Annotated in this window: 11 protein-coding genes; 6 read left to right on the plus strand and 5 right to left on the minus strand. The window is 69.8% G+C overall.

Annotated features, from left to right (window positions below; all coding sequences use genetic code 11):
* The first annotated feature begins 124 nt into the window (after nucleotides 1-124).
* The 6 genes from RN901_RS01255 to RN901_RS01280 all read left to right on the plus strand — a co-directional run bounded on the left by RN901_RS01255 (nucleotide 125) and on the right by RN901_RS01280 (nucleotide 8,987).
* Nucleotides 125-2,509: a transglycosylase SLT domain-containing protein gene (locus RN901_RS01255; protein WP_310754991.1), complete on the plus strand. Its 2,385-nt coding sequence runs from the start codon at nucleotides 125-127 to the stop codon at nucleotides 2,507-2,509.
* 146 nt (nucleotides 2,510-2,655) lie between these two features.
* The gene (locus tag RN901_RS01260) at nucleotides 2,656-2,862 is read left to right on the plus strand and encodes a cold-shock protein (protein WP_310754994.1); all 207 of its coding nucleotides are present in this window, start codon (nucleotides 2,656-2,658) and stop codon (nucleotides 2,860-2,862) included.
* Nucleotides 2,863-3,015: 153 nt separating this feature from the next.
* On the plus strand, nucleotides 3,016-5,808 hold the full coding sequence (gene polA, locus RN901_RS01265) for a DNA polymerase I (protein WP_310754996.1): 2,793 nt from the start codon (nucleotides 3,016-3,018) through the stop codon (nucleotides 5,806-5,808).
* Complete coding sequence (locus tag RN901_RS01270; protein WP_310754998.1) at nucleotides 5,805-7,031, plus strand: serine hydrolase domain-containing protein; 1,227 nt, start codon at nucleotides 5,805-5,807, stop codon at nucleotides 7,029-7,031. Before polA ends, RN901_RS01270 begins: the two co-directional genes overlap by 4 nt.
* A 6-nt stretch (nucleotides 7,032-7,037) precedes the next feature.
* Entirely contained in the window at nucleotides 7,038-8,162 is a 1,125-nt protein-coding gene (locus RN901_RS01275; protein WP_310755000.1) for an NAD-dependent epimerase/dehydratase family protein, read from the plus strand.
* 93 nt (nucleotides 8,163-8,255) lie between these two features.
* Complete coding sequence (locus RN901_RS01280; protein ID WP_310755003.1) at nucleotides 8,256-8,987, plus strand: spondin domain-containing protein; 732 nt, start codon at nucleotides 8,256-8,258, stop codon at nucleotides 8,985-8,987.
* Between the two features lie 50 nt (nucleotides 8,988-9,037).
* On the opposite strand, the gene RN901_RS01285 is transcribed toward RN901_RS01280, so the two are convergent.
* From RN901_RS01285 to RN901_RS01305, 5 genes are read right to left on the minus strand one after another with little or no spacing between them, the layout of a single operon-like run.
* Nucleotides 9,038-9,424 carry a hypothetical protein gene (locus tag RN901_RS01285; protein WP_310755004.1) on the minus strand — a complete coding sequence of 129 codons (387 nt, stop codon included), beginning with the start codon at nucleotides 9,422-9,424 and terminating at the stop codon, nucleotides 9,038-9,040.
* Nucleotides 9,421-10,296 (minus strand): cytochrome b/b6 domain-containing protein, encoded by an 876-nt coding sequence (locus RN901_RS01290; RefSeq protein WP_310755006.1) that lies wholly within the window; start codon nucleotides 10,294-10,296, stop codon nucleotides 9,421-9,423. The genes RN901_RS01285 and RN901_RS01290 overlap by 4 nt, the downstream gene beginning before the upstream one ends.
* The gene (locus RN901_RS01295) at nucleotides 10,297-11,295 is read right to left on the minus strand and encodes a xanthine dehydrogenase family protein subunit M (RefSeq protein ID WP_310755007.1); all 999 of its coding nucleotides are present in this window, start codon (nucleotides 11,293-11,295) and stop codon (nucleotides 10,297-10,299) included. It abuts the gene before it with no gap.
* Nucleotides 11,296-11,308: 13 nt separating this feature from the next.
* Nucleotides 11,309-13,705 carry a xanthine dehydrogenase family protein molybdopterin-binding subunit gene (locus tag RN901_RS01300; protein WP_310755010.1) on the minus strand — a complete coding sequence of 799 codons (2,397 nt, stop codon included), beginning with the start codon at nucleotides 13,703-13,705 and terminating at the stop codon, nucleotides 11,309-11,311.
* 13 nt (nucleotides 13,706-13,718) lie between these two features.
* Complete coding sequence (locus RN901_RS01305; RefSeq protein WP_310755012.1) at nucleotides 13,719-14,351, minus strand: 2Fe-2S iron-sulfur cluster-binding protein; 633 nt, start codon at nucleotides 14,349-14,351, stop codon at nucleotides 13,719-13,721.
* Between the last annotated feature and the right edge of the window lie 42 nt (nucleotides 14,352-14,393).

The following is a 14,393-nucleotide window of genomic DNA, read 5'->3' on the forward strand; positions in this document are numbered from 1 at the left end:
GCCCGCCACCTCGGCGGGCCGTTTTTCGTTCGATCCCCGGTGGGGCTTCGCTTGCATCGAGGCCATCGCAGCATCGAAGTTCGGTGTGAATGGGGTGGGGACGACGTGGGAAGGAGGCCTTCCTGTGCATCTTCAACGGCGAATCCGGCGCCTTGTGCGCATCCATTGGGTACGCGGTCCCTGGCTGGGGTCGCTGCTGACGCTCGTCGTGGCGTCCGCTCTCGGCGCGCAGGCCGGGAACGCGTCACGCCCGTCCGATCCCGGCCAGGTCGCGGCCACGTCGGCGGGCTCCGATGTGCTGGAGCGGGCGCGGCGCCTTCTCGATGCCGGGATGCCGGTTTCGGCATCGGCTCTGCTGGCGCCCGCACTCGCCACCGGCGAGGTGCAGGGGGACGAGGCCGTGCTGCTGGCCGCCCAGGCGTTCGCGGATCAGCGGGCGTGGGCTTCCGTGCTGGGTCTGCTCTCGGAGCGCGAAAGCTCGACCCCGGCCGCGCGCTCGCAGGCCACGCTCCTCCGGGCACGGGCGTACGCCGGGCTCGACAGCCTGACCCGATCCGCGGCGCACTACCGCGCGTATCTGGACGCGGTCGACGGGACACCGCCGCTACGCGCGCGAGTGGAGTTCGCCCACGTGTCCTACCGGCGGTACCAGTGGTTCGAAGCGCGGGACCAGTACGCACTTGCGGAGCGGGAACACCCGGAGCTGGCTCCATGGTTGCGGCTTTCGCGCCTCTACGCCCTGGCGGAGGCCGAGGACCGGGACGCCTTCGCCCTCGCCGACTCGATCGTGCGCGAGGCCCGCGTTCCGGCGGACTCCGCGCTCCTCCCGGCGGCGCGCCTGGCCTTCAGGCTCGAAGATCCCGGCCGCGGGGCCGCGCTCGCGAGCCGCGCCGGCAGGGGCGTGCGGAACGTACTCGCCGCCCGGCACCTCGGACCGCACTACCTGGCGATCGGCGACTCCGCCTCGGCCGCGTCAGCCTTCGCGGACGCGATCGCGAGAGGCCTCCAGACGCCGGAGACGGGACCTGCGCTCCTCGCACTCACGCGATCCTGGCGCACGTTGCGCGACGTCGGGCGCTCCGACACGCGCGCCGGCCGTCACTCCCGCGGCGCCGGCTACCTCTCGGAAGCGCTCGAACTCGCACCCGCGGCGGAACGCCCCGGCATCGCCGAGTCGCTCGCATCGACGTACATGGCGCTGGGCGCTCCCGGGCGTGCGGCGGAGACGCTGGCCCCGTGGACCCGGGATCCCGCTTCCGTCACCGCGCCACGGGCGTCGCTGTGGATGCTCGCCGCCAGCATCTACCGTGCGCTCGGCCGCCACGGCGACGCCGAGGAGGCTCACGAGACGGCCGCCCGCGGCTCGGGGGATGTCGCCGCCCGCGCCGCCTATCTGCTCGCGGACCTCGAGCACGACGACGGCCGCCCGGACATCGCGGCGGAGGGCTTTGAACGCTCCTACCGCGCGTTCCCGGAAGCGAGCTACGGATCGCGGTCGCTGGAACGGCTCGCTCTCCTCGCGTACCACGAGGGCCGTTACCCGGAGGCGCGGGCGCTCCTGGCCGAATACCGCGAACGCTACCCGGAGGGCGGGTGGGCTCAGGGAGCGATCTACTGGAGCGGCAAGGTGGCGGAGGCGCTGGACGACACCCAGGCCGCGAACGAGTTCTACGCCCGCGCCCTGCGGTACAACCCGCTGGACTACTACGCCATCCTCGCGGAGCCCCGCACCGGCGCGGACCGTCTGGCGGCGGTCGGGCTGCGGGAAGAAGAGCCGCTGCCCGGCCTCGACCCCATCCATGCGACCGCGCTCCGGCGCATGAACGTGCTGCGAGAGGCGGGGTGGCCCGAGCGGGCGCGCCGGGAATACCGCCGGGCCAGCGAGCGCGGACCGTCGACTTACGGGGCGATCCTCGCGTTCGCGCACGCCCTGAACGCGGCGGAATGGACGAGGGAAGGGATTCGCGAGGGGTGGCGCGCGCAGGCGATTCGCGGCCGCTGGACTCGGCCGCTTCTCGAAGCGATCTATCCGCTGCCCTTTCGAGAGGCTCTCGTCGCCGCCGCCGAGCGAAATGGACTTTCGCCGCACTTCGTCGCCGGACTCTCGCGTCGCGAGTCGATGTTCGACCCGGAGATCCGTTCCGTCGCCAATGCCATCGGTCTCATGCAGCTCCTGCCGGAGACCGCCCGCAACATCTCCTCGCGCGCCGGGCTCACAGGCTACCGCCGTCACCAGCTCACGGTCCCGGAGGTCAACCTGATGCTCGGGACCCGGTATCTGTCGGAAGTGCTCGGACGCTTCGACGGCTTCGATATCGCGGGGATGATCTCCTACAACGCCGGCCCCCATCGCTACGCGCGCTGGCGCGACTTTCCCGAGTTCTCGGATGAGGAAAAGCTGGTCGAGCGGATCCCCTATCGGGAGACGCGGGAGTACGTTCGGGCGGTCACGGAACTGGCCGAAATCTATCGCTTCCTGTACCCGGACCTGGGCCTCTCGAAGCCCTGATACGGTCGTTCCGGACGGCGTGTTGACGGGTCCGAATTGCTCGCATAGCATAGCAAACGTCTCGAGTCCGGCGGCGCGAAAAACGATGCACGGCCAGCCGCGCCACGCGCCCGCAACACCCATCACCGAGGTTCGCAGGAGGCAGGATGCCATCAGGTACGGTCAAGTGGTTCAACGACTCCAAGGGGTACGGTTTCATCGAGCAGCCCGACGGCGGCGATGACGTCTTCGTCCACTATTCGTCCATCGACATGGACGGGTACAAGACGCTCGCCGAAGGGATGGAAGTGGACTACGAGTTCACGCAGGGCGAGAAGGGCCTGCACGCGACCCGCGTCGTGCGCACCGCCTGACCGGACACCGTAGCCGGAGCCTTACGCGCCCCGCCCGCCCGGCGGGGCGCTTTTTTTGTCGCCGGGCTTTGCGACGGACAGCCCCCCGGCCATACATAGAGGCCATGTTGACCATCCCCGACCGCCCGTGAACGCCGTGTGGCCGCGCCAGGCATGGTGAAGCCCGCACGGGCGGCCCGTCCGTCGCTCTTCCTGCTCGACGGCTACGCGCTCATCTACCGCGCGTTCTTCGCCATGATCAACCGGCCGCTCACCACCTCCAGCGGCGAGAACACGTCGGCCCCCTACGGCATCGCCCGCTTCCTCATGCGGCTGATCGCCGATCACGCACCCGATTATCTCGGCGTCGCGTTCGATGCCGGCGACAGCTTCCGCACCGACATCTACCCGGAGTACAAGGCCACCCGAGAGAAGATGCCCGATGAACTTCGTGCATCCCTCCCCAGGTGCCGGGAGGTCTTCGACGCCTTCCGGGTGCCCGTCATAGAGGCGGAAGGGTGGGAGGCGGACGACGTGATCGGGACGCTCGCGCAGAAGGCCGCGGACCGCGGTCTGCGCACCGTCATCGTCTCCGGAGACAAGGACTTCCACCAGCTTGTAGACGACCGCACGGCGCTGCTCAATCCGGGCCGCGGCGGACCCGCCGGAGTGGAACAGGTGTGGGTGACGCAGGACAACGCCGAGGAACGGTTCGGCGTGCCGCCAGAGCGCGTGACGGACTTCCTGGCACTGCTCGGCGACTCGTCCGACAACGTCCCCGGGGTACCCGGCATCGGGAAGAAGACCGCGCCCGCCCTGATCCGGCAGTTCGGCGACCTGGAGTCCATCCTCTCGCGAGCGGACGAGATCACGGCGGCCCGGGCCCGAAACGCGCTTCTCAAGCATGCGGATGACGCTCGGCGCTCCAGGCAACTGGTGACGATCCGCACCGATGCGCCCGTGAACCTAGACCTCGAAAGCCTCCGGTCACGGCCAATGGACGCCGGGAAGGCGGCATCCGTCTTCCGCGACCTGGAGTTCCACAACCTGCTGAGGGAACTGGAGGCTCCGGCGACCGAGGCGGAGCGCTTCGCCCCCGAGGTGGACGTCGTGACCGACACGGACCGGCTGAGCGTTCTGCTTGCCGAGTGCTCGGAAGCTCCGCGCATCGGACTCTTCGTCGCGGGCAGCTCCGACGACCCGCTCGGCGCCGACCTCGTCGGCCTGGCGCTAGCCGCCTCCGAGGCCCGCGCCTTCTACCTGCCCCTCGGGCACCGCGCCCCGGAAGTCCAGCACGATGCGGCGGGAAACCCGACCCTCGCCTTCGATGCGGGCGAGCCGGTCGGCCTGCCGGGGATGACGTCATCCGACATGCGAGGCCTGCGGGAACTGCTGGCCTCGGATACGCCGAAACTCGGACACGATCTCAAGTACGCCGCCCAGCTCCTGCGCCGGCACGGCGTCGAGTTGGGCGGTCTCGACGGCGGCGTCGCGTTCGACACGCAGATCTCCTCCTATTGCCTCGACCCGGCCCGCCGCGAGCGCGCCCTCTCTACTCTCGGCCCCGATCGCCTGGGCGTCGCGCTCGAGACGGGCGACGCCATCACGGGCACCGGGCGGAACCGTGTCCCCCTGGCATCGGTCGAGCCCGAGCGCGTGGCCGACTGGGCCGGCCCCCGCGCCGCTCTCCTGCACCGCCTCGCGAAGGTCGACGAAGCCGATCTCGTGCGCACGGGCATGGGCCGCCTCTTCCGCGAGGTCGAGATGCCGCTCGTCGCGGTCCTCGCGAGCATGGAGCGGGCCGGCATCGCGATCGACCTCGACTTCTTCGGCGACCTGCGAACCCGTCTGCGCCGGGATCTCGACGCGGTGCGGTCGGAGATCCACAAGATCGCCGGGGCCGAGGTCAACCTCCGCTCCGTGCCGCAGATGCGGGCGCTGCTCTTCGACCAGCTTGCGCTGCCCGTCCTCAAGAAGACGAAGACCGGCCCCTCGACGGACGAGTCCGTGCTCGAGCAACTCGCGGCCATGGGCCACGAACTCCCGCGCCTCATCCTCGAACACCGGGAACTCGACAAGCTGGACGGCACGTACGTGAGCGTGCTCCCCCGTCTCATCGATCGACGGGGACGCATTCACACCCGCTTCAACCAGACCGTCGCCGCGACGGGCCGACTCTCGTCCTCGGACCCCAACCTGCAGAACATCCCGATCCGGCGGGCGCTGGGGCGCGAGATCCGGAAGGGGTTCATCGCCGCCCCCGGCCACCTGTTCGTGGGGGCCGACTACTCGCAGATCGAGCTGCGGGTCATGGCCCATCTCTCCGGGGACGAGGCGTTCGTGGAAGCGTTCCGGGCGGAGCGCGACATCCACCGGGAGACGGCGGCCCGGATCTTCGGGGTCGAGCCGGATGACGTAACGCCGACCATGCGCGAGCAGGCGAAGACGATCAACTTCGCGACCATCTACGGCCAGGGCCCGTTCGCGCTCGCCCAGCAGCTCGGGATCTCACGGGCGCAGGCGAGCGAGTTCATCGACGGATACTTCGAGAGGTTCGCGGGCGTCGCGGCCTACCTCGAGGAGATGAAGGAACTGGCGCGGGACCGGAACTACGTCGAGACGCTGTTCGGACGTCGGCGGTACATCCCCGAGATCCGGTCCAGGAACCCCGGGATTCGCGGCTACGGCGAACGCACGGCGACGAACTCCCCCATCCAGGGATCCGCGGCGGACCTCATCAAGGTGTCGATGATCCGGCTGCACGAGCGCCTCGCGGGAACCGAGGCCCGCATGCTGCTGCAGGTGCACGACGAGTTGCTCATCGAGGCCCCGGAGTCCGATGTTGAAGCCATCGGCCGGATCGTGCGCGAGGAGATGGAGGGAGCCATCGAGCTGACGGTCCCCCTGCGCGTCGATCTCGGGATCGGCCGCAGCTGGTACGACTGCAAATTCGGGAAGGGATCGTGAACGCAGCCCGGACCGCCCTCATCGCCTGGACCTCGTCCGCGCTCGCCTGCGCGCCGCCCCCCACGCCGGACAGTTCCGTGCTGGAGGGGGTCGCGGCCGGATCCCCCGAGGCGCTCGTCGAGTCGGCGCTGATGCCGGCCGTCACGGTTCGCGGCGAGCCCGTCGCGCGATCCTCGCTCGCCGACCGTATGGCCGAACTCGGCGTGCCCGGCGTCAGCGTCGCCGTCCTGGTCGACGGCGAGATCGCCTGGGCCCGCGGCTACGGACTCGCCGACGTCGAATCGGGTCGGTCCGTGACGCCGAACACGCTCTTCCAGGCGGCCTCGATCTCCAAACCCGTGGCCGCGCTCGCCGCCCTGCGGCTCGTCGAATCGGGCCGCGCCGACCTCGATGGCGACGTCAACGCCTATCTCACGAGTTGGCGGGTGCCGGACAACGCGTTCACGGTACAGGCGCCCGTCACCCTGCGCGGGCTCCTCACGCACCGGGCCGGCCTCACCGTGTGGGGCTTCCCCGGGTACGGCCCGGACGAGGAGGCGCCGGACGGGCCGGGCGTCCTCGACGGTCACGGCAACACGGACCCCGTGCGGGTCTACAAGGTGCCGGGCGAAAGCTGGCGCTACTCGGGCGGTGGATACACCGTGATGCAGCAGCTCGTGGCGGACGTCCACGGCAAACCGTTCGCCACGGTCATGCGCGAGGAGGTGCTCGACCCGATCGGCATGTTACGCTCGACGTACGAGCAGCCGATCCCTCCCGAGCGCCGGGACGACATCGCGACGGGCTACCGGCCGAACGGCGACCGCGTCCCCAGCGGGTGGCACACCTATCCCGAACAGGCGGCCGCCGGGCTGTGGACGACGCCGAGCGAACTCGCGCTTTACGCCCGGGAGATGCAGCGTGCCTGGAAGGGCGAGTCGACCCGCGTGCTGGGCGAAGCGCTCGCACGAGAGATGCTGACGCCCGACGCGGACGACTGGGGCTTGGGCCCGGCGATCTCGGAGGACGGCGAACGCTTTCGGCACGGCGGCTCGAACCAGGGTTTCCGCTGCACGTTCGCTGCGTATATCGATGGCGATGACGGCGTCTTCGTGATGACGAACTCCGACTCGGGGAGCGAGCTCGCGTCCGAGATCGCGATCACGGTGGCGCACGCGTACGGCTGGTCCGGACCCCGCGCCGAAGAGAGGGTGCCGGGCGAGGAAGGCACAGAAAGGGAGTAGATCACGATGGCGTGGAACCAGACCCGACGAGAGTTCGTGAAGACGTCCGCCCGCGCCGGCGGCGCGCTCGGCGTGCTTGGCGCCTTCGGCTCGGCCGCCTGCGCGGGGAGCGAGGGAGGCCCGCTCCGCATCCTCATCCTCGGCGGGACGCGCTTCATCGGTCCGCACCAGGTGAAGTACGCCCTCGACCGGGGCCACGAGGTGTCGATCTTCACGCGCGGGCAGACCGAGCCCCCGTTCTACCAGGACTACTTCGAGCGCGTCGAGCACCTGATCGGTGACCGGACAAGCGATCTGTCGGCACTCGAGGGCAGAGAGTGGGATGCCGTCATCGACAACTCCGCCTCCTACCCGAGTTGGGTCGCGTCAACGACCGAACTCCTGCGCGGCCAGGTCGACCGCTACCTCTTCGTCTCCTCCATCTCCGCCTACGCGGACTTCGCCCGGGTCGGGATCGACGAGGACTATCACGTCGGGCAGTTGTCGCCTGACGAGGCCGAGGACGACGGAGGCTACGGGCCCAGGAAGGCGCGCTGCGAGCAGTACGCCCGCGACGCCTTCGGCGAGAACGCGATCAACGTGCGCCCGGGGCTGATCATCGGGCCCGGCGACAACACGGACCGCTGGACGTACTGGCCGGTCCGGGTCGACCGCGGAGGGGAGGTGCTCGCCCCCAACACGCCCGCCGACCCGGTGCAGAACGTCGACGCGCGCGACCTCTCCGAGTGGATCGTGCGCCTCGTCGAGACTCCGGGAAACGGGGGCACGTACAACGCCACGGGAGAGATACAGCAGTTCGGCGACATGCTGGAGGAGATCCGCGGAGCGCTCGCCTCCGACGCCACGTTCACCTGGGTGCCGACGGAGTTCATGGCGGAGCAGGAAGTGGCGCCCTGGATGCACATGACGAACTGGACGCCGCCCGAAGGGGAAACGGTCGGCATGAACCAGGTTTCGGTCGCCGCCGCCGTGCAGGCCGGGCTCACGTTCCGCCCGCTCGCCGACACCGCCCGCGACACGGTGGAATGGTGGAACTCGCTCCCCGAGGATCGTCGCGCCGAGCCACGAGCGGGCCTCCCCGCCGACAAGGAAGCCGAAGTCCTCGCCGCCTGGCACGCCGATCCCGGCTAACCGTTCACCGCGAGGCCGGACGACTTCACCACGACCGCACCGGTCGCCAGCCCTGTCCGGAACTTTATCCGGTGTCCGGTGATTAGAGGCATCATGACTACCATGTTCCCCAGGTTCCTCAAGACCCGGATGGCCCCGCTGGGGCTCGCGGTTTCCGTCGCCGTCATGGCGGCGTGCGATGGTTCGGAGACGGCGGGCGTCGTGACGCCCGACCCGGAGCCCGAGCCGCCGCCCCCCGTTGCGGCGACCACGGCTAGGTATCGGGTGGTTTTCGAGGCGACGTGGAGCGCTTCGACGCACCCGACGAACTTCCCGGGCGGTGCGCACTTCTCGCCGCTCATCGGAGCCGTGCACAACGCCGGCGTGACCTTCTGGGCTCGGGACGGCACCGCCACGCCGGGGATCGAGACCATGGCCGAGACGGGCGGCACGTCCACGCTGACCGCGGAGATCCAGGCCCAGATCCCGGGGGGTGCGCTGGCGGTCGTCAACGGGTCCGGGATCCGCAGCCCCGGGAGCACGACGATTCAGGCGATCGCGCTGCGCGCCGACTTCCCGCTCGTCACCCTCGTCACGATGATCGCCCCGAGCCCGGACTGGTTCGTGGGCGTGTCGGGCCTGTCGCTCCGTGACGCCGATGGAAACTGGATCGAGGAACTCGAGGTCGTCCTTTACCCCTACGACGCGGGGACCGACAGCGGGCCCGTGTACACTTCCGCGAACAACGATACCCAGCCGAAGGAACCGATCCGCAATCTGAGGGGCGAGAGCCCCTTCTCCGACGAACCCATCGGCACCTTCACCTTCACGCGCACGGACGGGTAAGCGGCCGGACGGGCGGCGGGATGGTGGGCGGCAGTGGGCGCCCCGCCCGGTCAGACGACGTCGTCGAGGAGGAAGAGGTCGGTGAGGAGCGCCCGCAGGTGGGATGAGGCGTTCAGGTTGTCGATCAACTGCGAGCTGATCGTCTCCTGGGTGAGGACGATCCGGACCGCCGCGCCGGCCCGCGCGGCGTCGGCCGAAGTCACGTCGATCATGTCGCCGTAGGCGCCCGCTGGTTCCAGCCCCTCCGCCGCGACCAGGCCGCCGAGGTCGTCCGCCAGCGCCCGGAGCGCTGCGTCCGTCCGGCTCAGGTACTCCCGCAACTGGCCGCCGACTTTCGAGGCTTCTTCCCGCTCGGCACCGAGCGCGGCGTAGGAGAGGAAGAACTCGTACGCCTTTTCGAGGACCTCGATGTGAGCCTTCAGCTCCTCGCGGCTCAAGCGGGCACGACCCCGTCGGGATCCGCGGACGACGCGCTCCCTCCGGCCAACTCGGCCCCGGCGGGCTCCGTCCCCAGCTTCCAGAGGTCGGGGTCGTAGTGCTCGAGGTACTCCTCGCGCGTGATCCAGCCCTTGATCATGGACCGGGTCATCCAGCGCTTCTCGGGCCGGATGGCGAAGTAGACGTGGGCGATGACCATCGTGACGAGCCCGACCCCGCACAGCCCGTGGAGGACGAACACGAGCCCCCACGTGGAGTCGGAGAGGAAGTACGGATTGCTCGCCCAGAACCAGGTGTCGACCCCCACCATCATGAGGAGTCCCGTGACGATGACCCCGGCCGAGACGAGCGTCACCGCGTTGTGGTAGGCCCGCTGGTCGAGGGGGTACTTGCCCGAGCGCTCCTCCTTGGCCGGCTGGCGGCGCAGGAACTTCCCTATCGCCTGGAACGCCTGCCCGATCTCCTTCGTCCCGGTCCACACGGACCAGAAATCCTGCTTCGTCGAGGCGTGAATGATGTGCCAGATGATGAGAAGCGTGAGGACGATGCCGGCGATCCAGTGGATCGTGACCCAGGCGAACTGGACGCCGATCACGGGGAAGAACGCCGTGACCAGCAGCGTGAGCATCGTCGCCGCCATGAGCCAGTGGAACGTCCGGGACGCCTGCGAGTGGCGCTCCACCCGCTCGGGCACGTCGGAAGCCGGCTCGGGCGCGGTCTTCGGTGCCTTGGGCGCCATGATCCAGACGTACAGATGGTGTCCGACCACGAAGAGGAAGCCTGCGATGGCGGCGGCCCAGAGCAGATCCCAGGCGACGCCGACGAGTACCTCCTGGCCCCAGGGATTCGGCGCCGTTCTGAGGATCTCCATTTAGGCCATGTCTCCCCGCACCGCGCGCCGGACGAGATTCCGCGCGAGCGGCACCTTGTAGTCGTTGTGGCGCAGCGGCTTGAAGCCGCGCGTGGCGAGTTCGCCGGCCGCCGTGCCGGTGTCGTCGTTCGCCGGCATCCCCTGAACGAGGTTCTCGACGTCGGTCAGCCGCACCGGCGTCGGGGCCACGCCGTTGACTGCGATCCGGGCGCGCTCGATCGTGCCGTTCGACTCGACGATCGCGGCGGCCACGCTGGCCAGCGCCCAGTCCCACGATTTCCGGTCGCGGACCTTCTCCCAGTAGAAGCGGGCGTCCGCCCAGTCGCCGGGGATGCGCACGTGCGTCAAGAGATCTCCCGGCTCGAGCACGGTCATGCGCTGGATGTCGATCTCCGGGCCGATGAAGAAGTCCTCGGCCTCGTAGACGCGCTCGCCGCTCGCACTCCGCACCATCATCTGCGCGCCGAGGGCGACGAGCGCCCCGGCCGTGTCCGCCCCGTTCACCGCCACGCAGCGGCTCTGTCCGGTCACGGCGTGCTCGCGGTTCATGGAGCGGGGCGTGCCCGCGTAGCAGATGTTCCCGCCGGCGCGGTAGCACGGCCACCCGCCGCGGTAGTACCAGCAGCGGGTGTCCTGGATGAGGTTGCCGCCCAGCGTCCCCTGGTTCCGGATCTGGGGCGTCGCCACCTCGGCGGCGGCGTCGGCGAGCAGTCCGAAGCGGGACCGCACGTCCTCGCTCGCCGCCACGTCGCGCAGCGAGGTCATGGCGCCGATCTCGAGCCCGTCCCCGCTCGCGCGGATCCCGGTCAGCTCGCTCACGGAGCCCAGTTCGACGACGACGTCGGGCCGCTTGATGCGGTCCTTGAACCAGTCCATCGAGTCGAGGCCGCCGGCCAGGACCCAGGTGTTGTCGTGGCGCTCGAGCACGTCCAGCGCCTCGTCCACGCTCGTCGGCTGGAAGAGCTCGAACGCGGGCATCATGTCGCGAATCACGGCCATCGTTCTATCTCCCCTAGCTGTGGATCTCGGTGAGTGCGTGCGGCTGCGCCCGGCCCTCGAGTTCGGCCAGGATCACGTCCGTCGTCAACGGGATCCGGCACAGGCAGCGCCCGCCGAGCGCGTCCGCGATCGCGGAGGTGACCGCCGCGGACCCGGCCCCGACCGGAGGCTCCCCGATCCCCTTGGCGCCGATCGGCGTCTGCGGGTCCGGCTCGCCCGCCGCCGCCCAGTCCATGCTGAGCGGCACGTCGAGGATGCCGGGAGGTCTCGCGGTGTAGAGTCGGTGGGCGAAGGGCACACCCCACTTCGGGTCGAACACCCACTTCTGGCTGCGCGCCTGGCCGAAGCCCTGCACGCTGCCGCCGTGGATCTGCGCCGCGAGGCTGCGCGGGTGCACGACGATCCCGCAGTCGGCGGATCCCGTGTAGTCGACGATCCGCACGTCGCCCGTCTCGGTGTCGAGTTCGACGACCGCGAAGCCCACGACCCAGGACCACGTCGACCCCTCGTGCGAGAAGTTGTCCCGGGCGACGCCCATCAGGCCCTGGCCCGCGAGTTGCGTGGCGGAAGCCCGGGTGTAGTCGTTGATGTCCTCCGGCAACTCCTGGCCGGCGTATTCCCCGCCCATGGCGATGGCGCGCTCCGCGGCCTGCGCGAAGCTCATGGAGCCTCCCGGTCCGGTCACGCGGGCGCCCTCGACCCGGTATGCACTCGCCGAGCCGCCCAGCGCGGCGGCCGCGACCTCCTGCAGCTTGCGCTTCATGTCGAGCGCCGCGGCGTAGTTGGCGCGGGTATGCGCATGGATCGTCTGGCTCCCCGCCTGCACCGAGCTGTACGGATGGTGCTGCGAGCTGTCGCCCCAGATGACCGCGCAGTCGTCCCACTCGAGGCCGAGTTCATCCGCCGCGGCCCGGGCCGTGTCCGCCATCGAGTGCGTCCCGAGGTTCCCGATCCCCTGGTGGATGTAGAGCTTCCCGTCCGGGCGGATGAGGAGGAGTCCGTCGAACCCGGACGAACCGCCGACGTACGGGCTCAGGCCGACGCCGACGCCCGTGACCTTCGTCCCGTTCCGCTGTCCGCTGAGCGCCTGCTTCCCGGCCCAGTCGAACTGCTCCGCGCCCGCGTCGATCGCCTCGCGCACGAAGGCGCTCGTCGTCGTCGCCCGCTGCGGCCCGAACTCCGAGTCGTGCGTGGGGGCGTTGATCTTCCGGATCTCCACCCGGTCGATCCCAAGTTCGCGCGCCGCCTTGTCGACGAGCGGCTCGAGCATGGCGACGATCTGCGCGCCGCCCGGCGCCCGCTGCGCCGCGCGCGGCGGCGTGTTCGTGTAGAGCGTGAGGCCGCGGAAGCGCATCGCGTCGGGCTGGTACATGAGGTCCGTCACCGCGCCCGCGGTGTTGTAGTCGCCCGACCTCCCGTACGGCCCGTGGTCCTGAACGATGTAGAGGTCGATCCCCGTGATCTTCCCATCGCTGCGGAAGCCCATCTTCGTCCACGCCTGGAAACCGGGGCGCGCACGCCCGATGTAGTTCTCCTCGTAGCGGTTGATCCGCATCATCACCGGCCGTTGGATCTTCCTCGCCAGGAGCGCGGTGACCTGGTAAATGGGGACGCCGGCGATCTTCGAGCCGAAGCCGCCGCCGCAGTACTGACCCACGAAGACAAGCTCGTCGGGCTCCAGATCGAGCTGTGCCGCTATCGCCTGGTGCGCGCGCTGCGTGCTCTGCGTGGAACCGTACAGGTAGCAGCGCCCGTCCTCCCAGTACGCCATGGAGCTTCGCGGCTCCATCGGGTGGTGGGTGAGCGACTGGTGCACGATCGTGTCCTCGAGGACGTAGTCCGCCTCGGCGAACGCCGCGTCGAGGTCGCCGTGGTCCCATTCGTCCGTCGGCTCGCCCATCGGCAGCCGGCCCTCGGCCTCGGCCGCGTCGAACTCCGCCTGCGGCCACTTCAGGGAGACGAATTCGCGCCCGCTCTCGCCGAAGCGCATCACGTTGCCTTCGAGACGCGCGTCCGGGCCGCCGGGCCGCAGGCTGTCGAGCGGATCGATCGCGAACGGGAGCGGCTCGAGGTCGATGTCGATCGCCTCGATCGCGTCCGCCGCTGTCGTCTCGTCCACCGCCGCCAGCGCGAGGATGGGCTCGCCCACGTACTTGGGCTCATCCGTGAGCGCCGCCTCGCCGGGGGCCTCGGGCTGGTTGACTTCGCTTGCCCGCAGGATCCCCAGCACGCCGGGCATGGCGAGCGCGCGGCTCGCGTCCACGCTGCGCACGCGGGCGTGCGGCATGGGGCTGAGGAGGAGCTTGGCGAAGACCATGCCTTCGGCCCTGAAGTCCTCCGCGTACCTGGCTCGTCCCGTGACTTTCGCGCGCAGGTCCGGCGGCGAAATGTCCTGTCCGATTAGCGCCATGATCGTCCTCCCCTCACACCATGCGCCGCGCGTACTCGGCGGCACGCATGGCGGAGTTCAGGATTTTGTTGTAGTCCCCGCAGCGGCAGAGGTTGCCGGAGAGGGCCTCGGCCGCCTCTTCGCGCGTGGGCTCCGGGTTCTCGTTCGTAAGCGCGACCATGCTCATGATGAAGCCGGGCGCGCAGAAGGCGCACTGGAAGCCGCCCTCGTCGATCACCGCCTGCTGCACCGGGTGCAGCGTCCCGTCCGCGCTCTCGAGCCCCTCGATCGTCGTTACCGACCGGTCGCGCACCGCGTTCGTCAGCATCGAGCAGCCGTAGTGCGAGACCCCGTCGATGAGCACCGTACAGGCGCCGCATTCCGCGCGGTCGCAACCGAGCTTCGTGCCGGTGAGCCCCAGCTTGTAGCGGAGCGTCATGGCCAGCGTCTCCTGCGGCATGACATCCACCGAACGCGACACTCCGTTCACGTTCAGCGAGATCATGCGGGGCATCGACGCGCGCACCGCCGCGCTGGCCGACAGGCTCCGGGCCCGGAAGAGGTGGCTGGAGGAGGAGACCACCGCGCCGGTCGCGATGACCCCCTTGATGAACGTCCTGCGGGAATGACCGGTTGGGGTCTCGGTCGTGATCTCGGCGTCACTCATGGGCGAACCTCAAGCGGGAGACCTTTTTATGCGTTTGCGCGG

The sequence above is a fragment of the Candidatus Palauibacter soopunensis genome (assembly GCF_947581735.1).
Taxonomy (GTDB): domain Bacteria; phylum Gemmatimonadota; class Gemmatimonadetes; order Palauibacterales; family Palauibacteraceae; genus Palauibacter; species Palauibacter soopunensis.

Bases quoted from the DNA above. Each gene is read 5' to 3' on its own strand.
- RN901_RS01300 (WP_310755010.1), bottom strand. From the start codon at position 13,705: ATGGCGCTAATCGGACAGGACATTTCGCCGCCGGACCTGCGCGCGAAA.
- RN901_RS01280 (WP_310755003.1), top strand. From the start codon at position 8,256: ATGACTACCATGTTCCCCAGGTTCCTCAAGACCCGGATGGCCCCGCTG.
- RN901_RS01290 (WP_310755006.1), bottom strand. From the start codon at position 10,296: ATGGAGATCCTCAGAACGGCGCCGAATCCCTGGGGCCAGGAGGTACTC.
- RN901_RS01260 (WP_310754994.1), top strand. From the start codon at position 2,656: ATGCCATCAGGTACGGTCAAGTGGTTCAACGACTCCAAGGGGTACGGT.
- RN901_RS01305 (WP_310755012.1), bottom strand. From the start codon at position 14,351: ATGAGTGACGCCGAGATCACGACCGAGACCCCAACCGGTCATTCCCGC.
- RN901_RS01275 (WP_310755000.1), top strand. From the start codon at position 7,038: ATGGCGTGGAACCAGACCCGACGAGAGTTCGTGAAGACGTCCGCCCGC.
- polA (WP_310754996.1), top strand. From the start codon at position 3,016: ATGGTGAAGCCCGCACGGGCGGCCCGTCCGTCGCTCTTCCTGCTCGAC.
- RN901_RS01295 (WP_310755007.1), bottom strand. From the start codon at position 11,295: ATGGCCGTGATTCGCGACATGATGCCCGCGTTCGAGCTCTTCCAGCCG.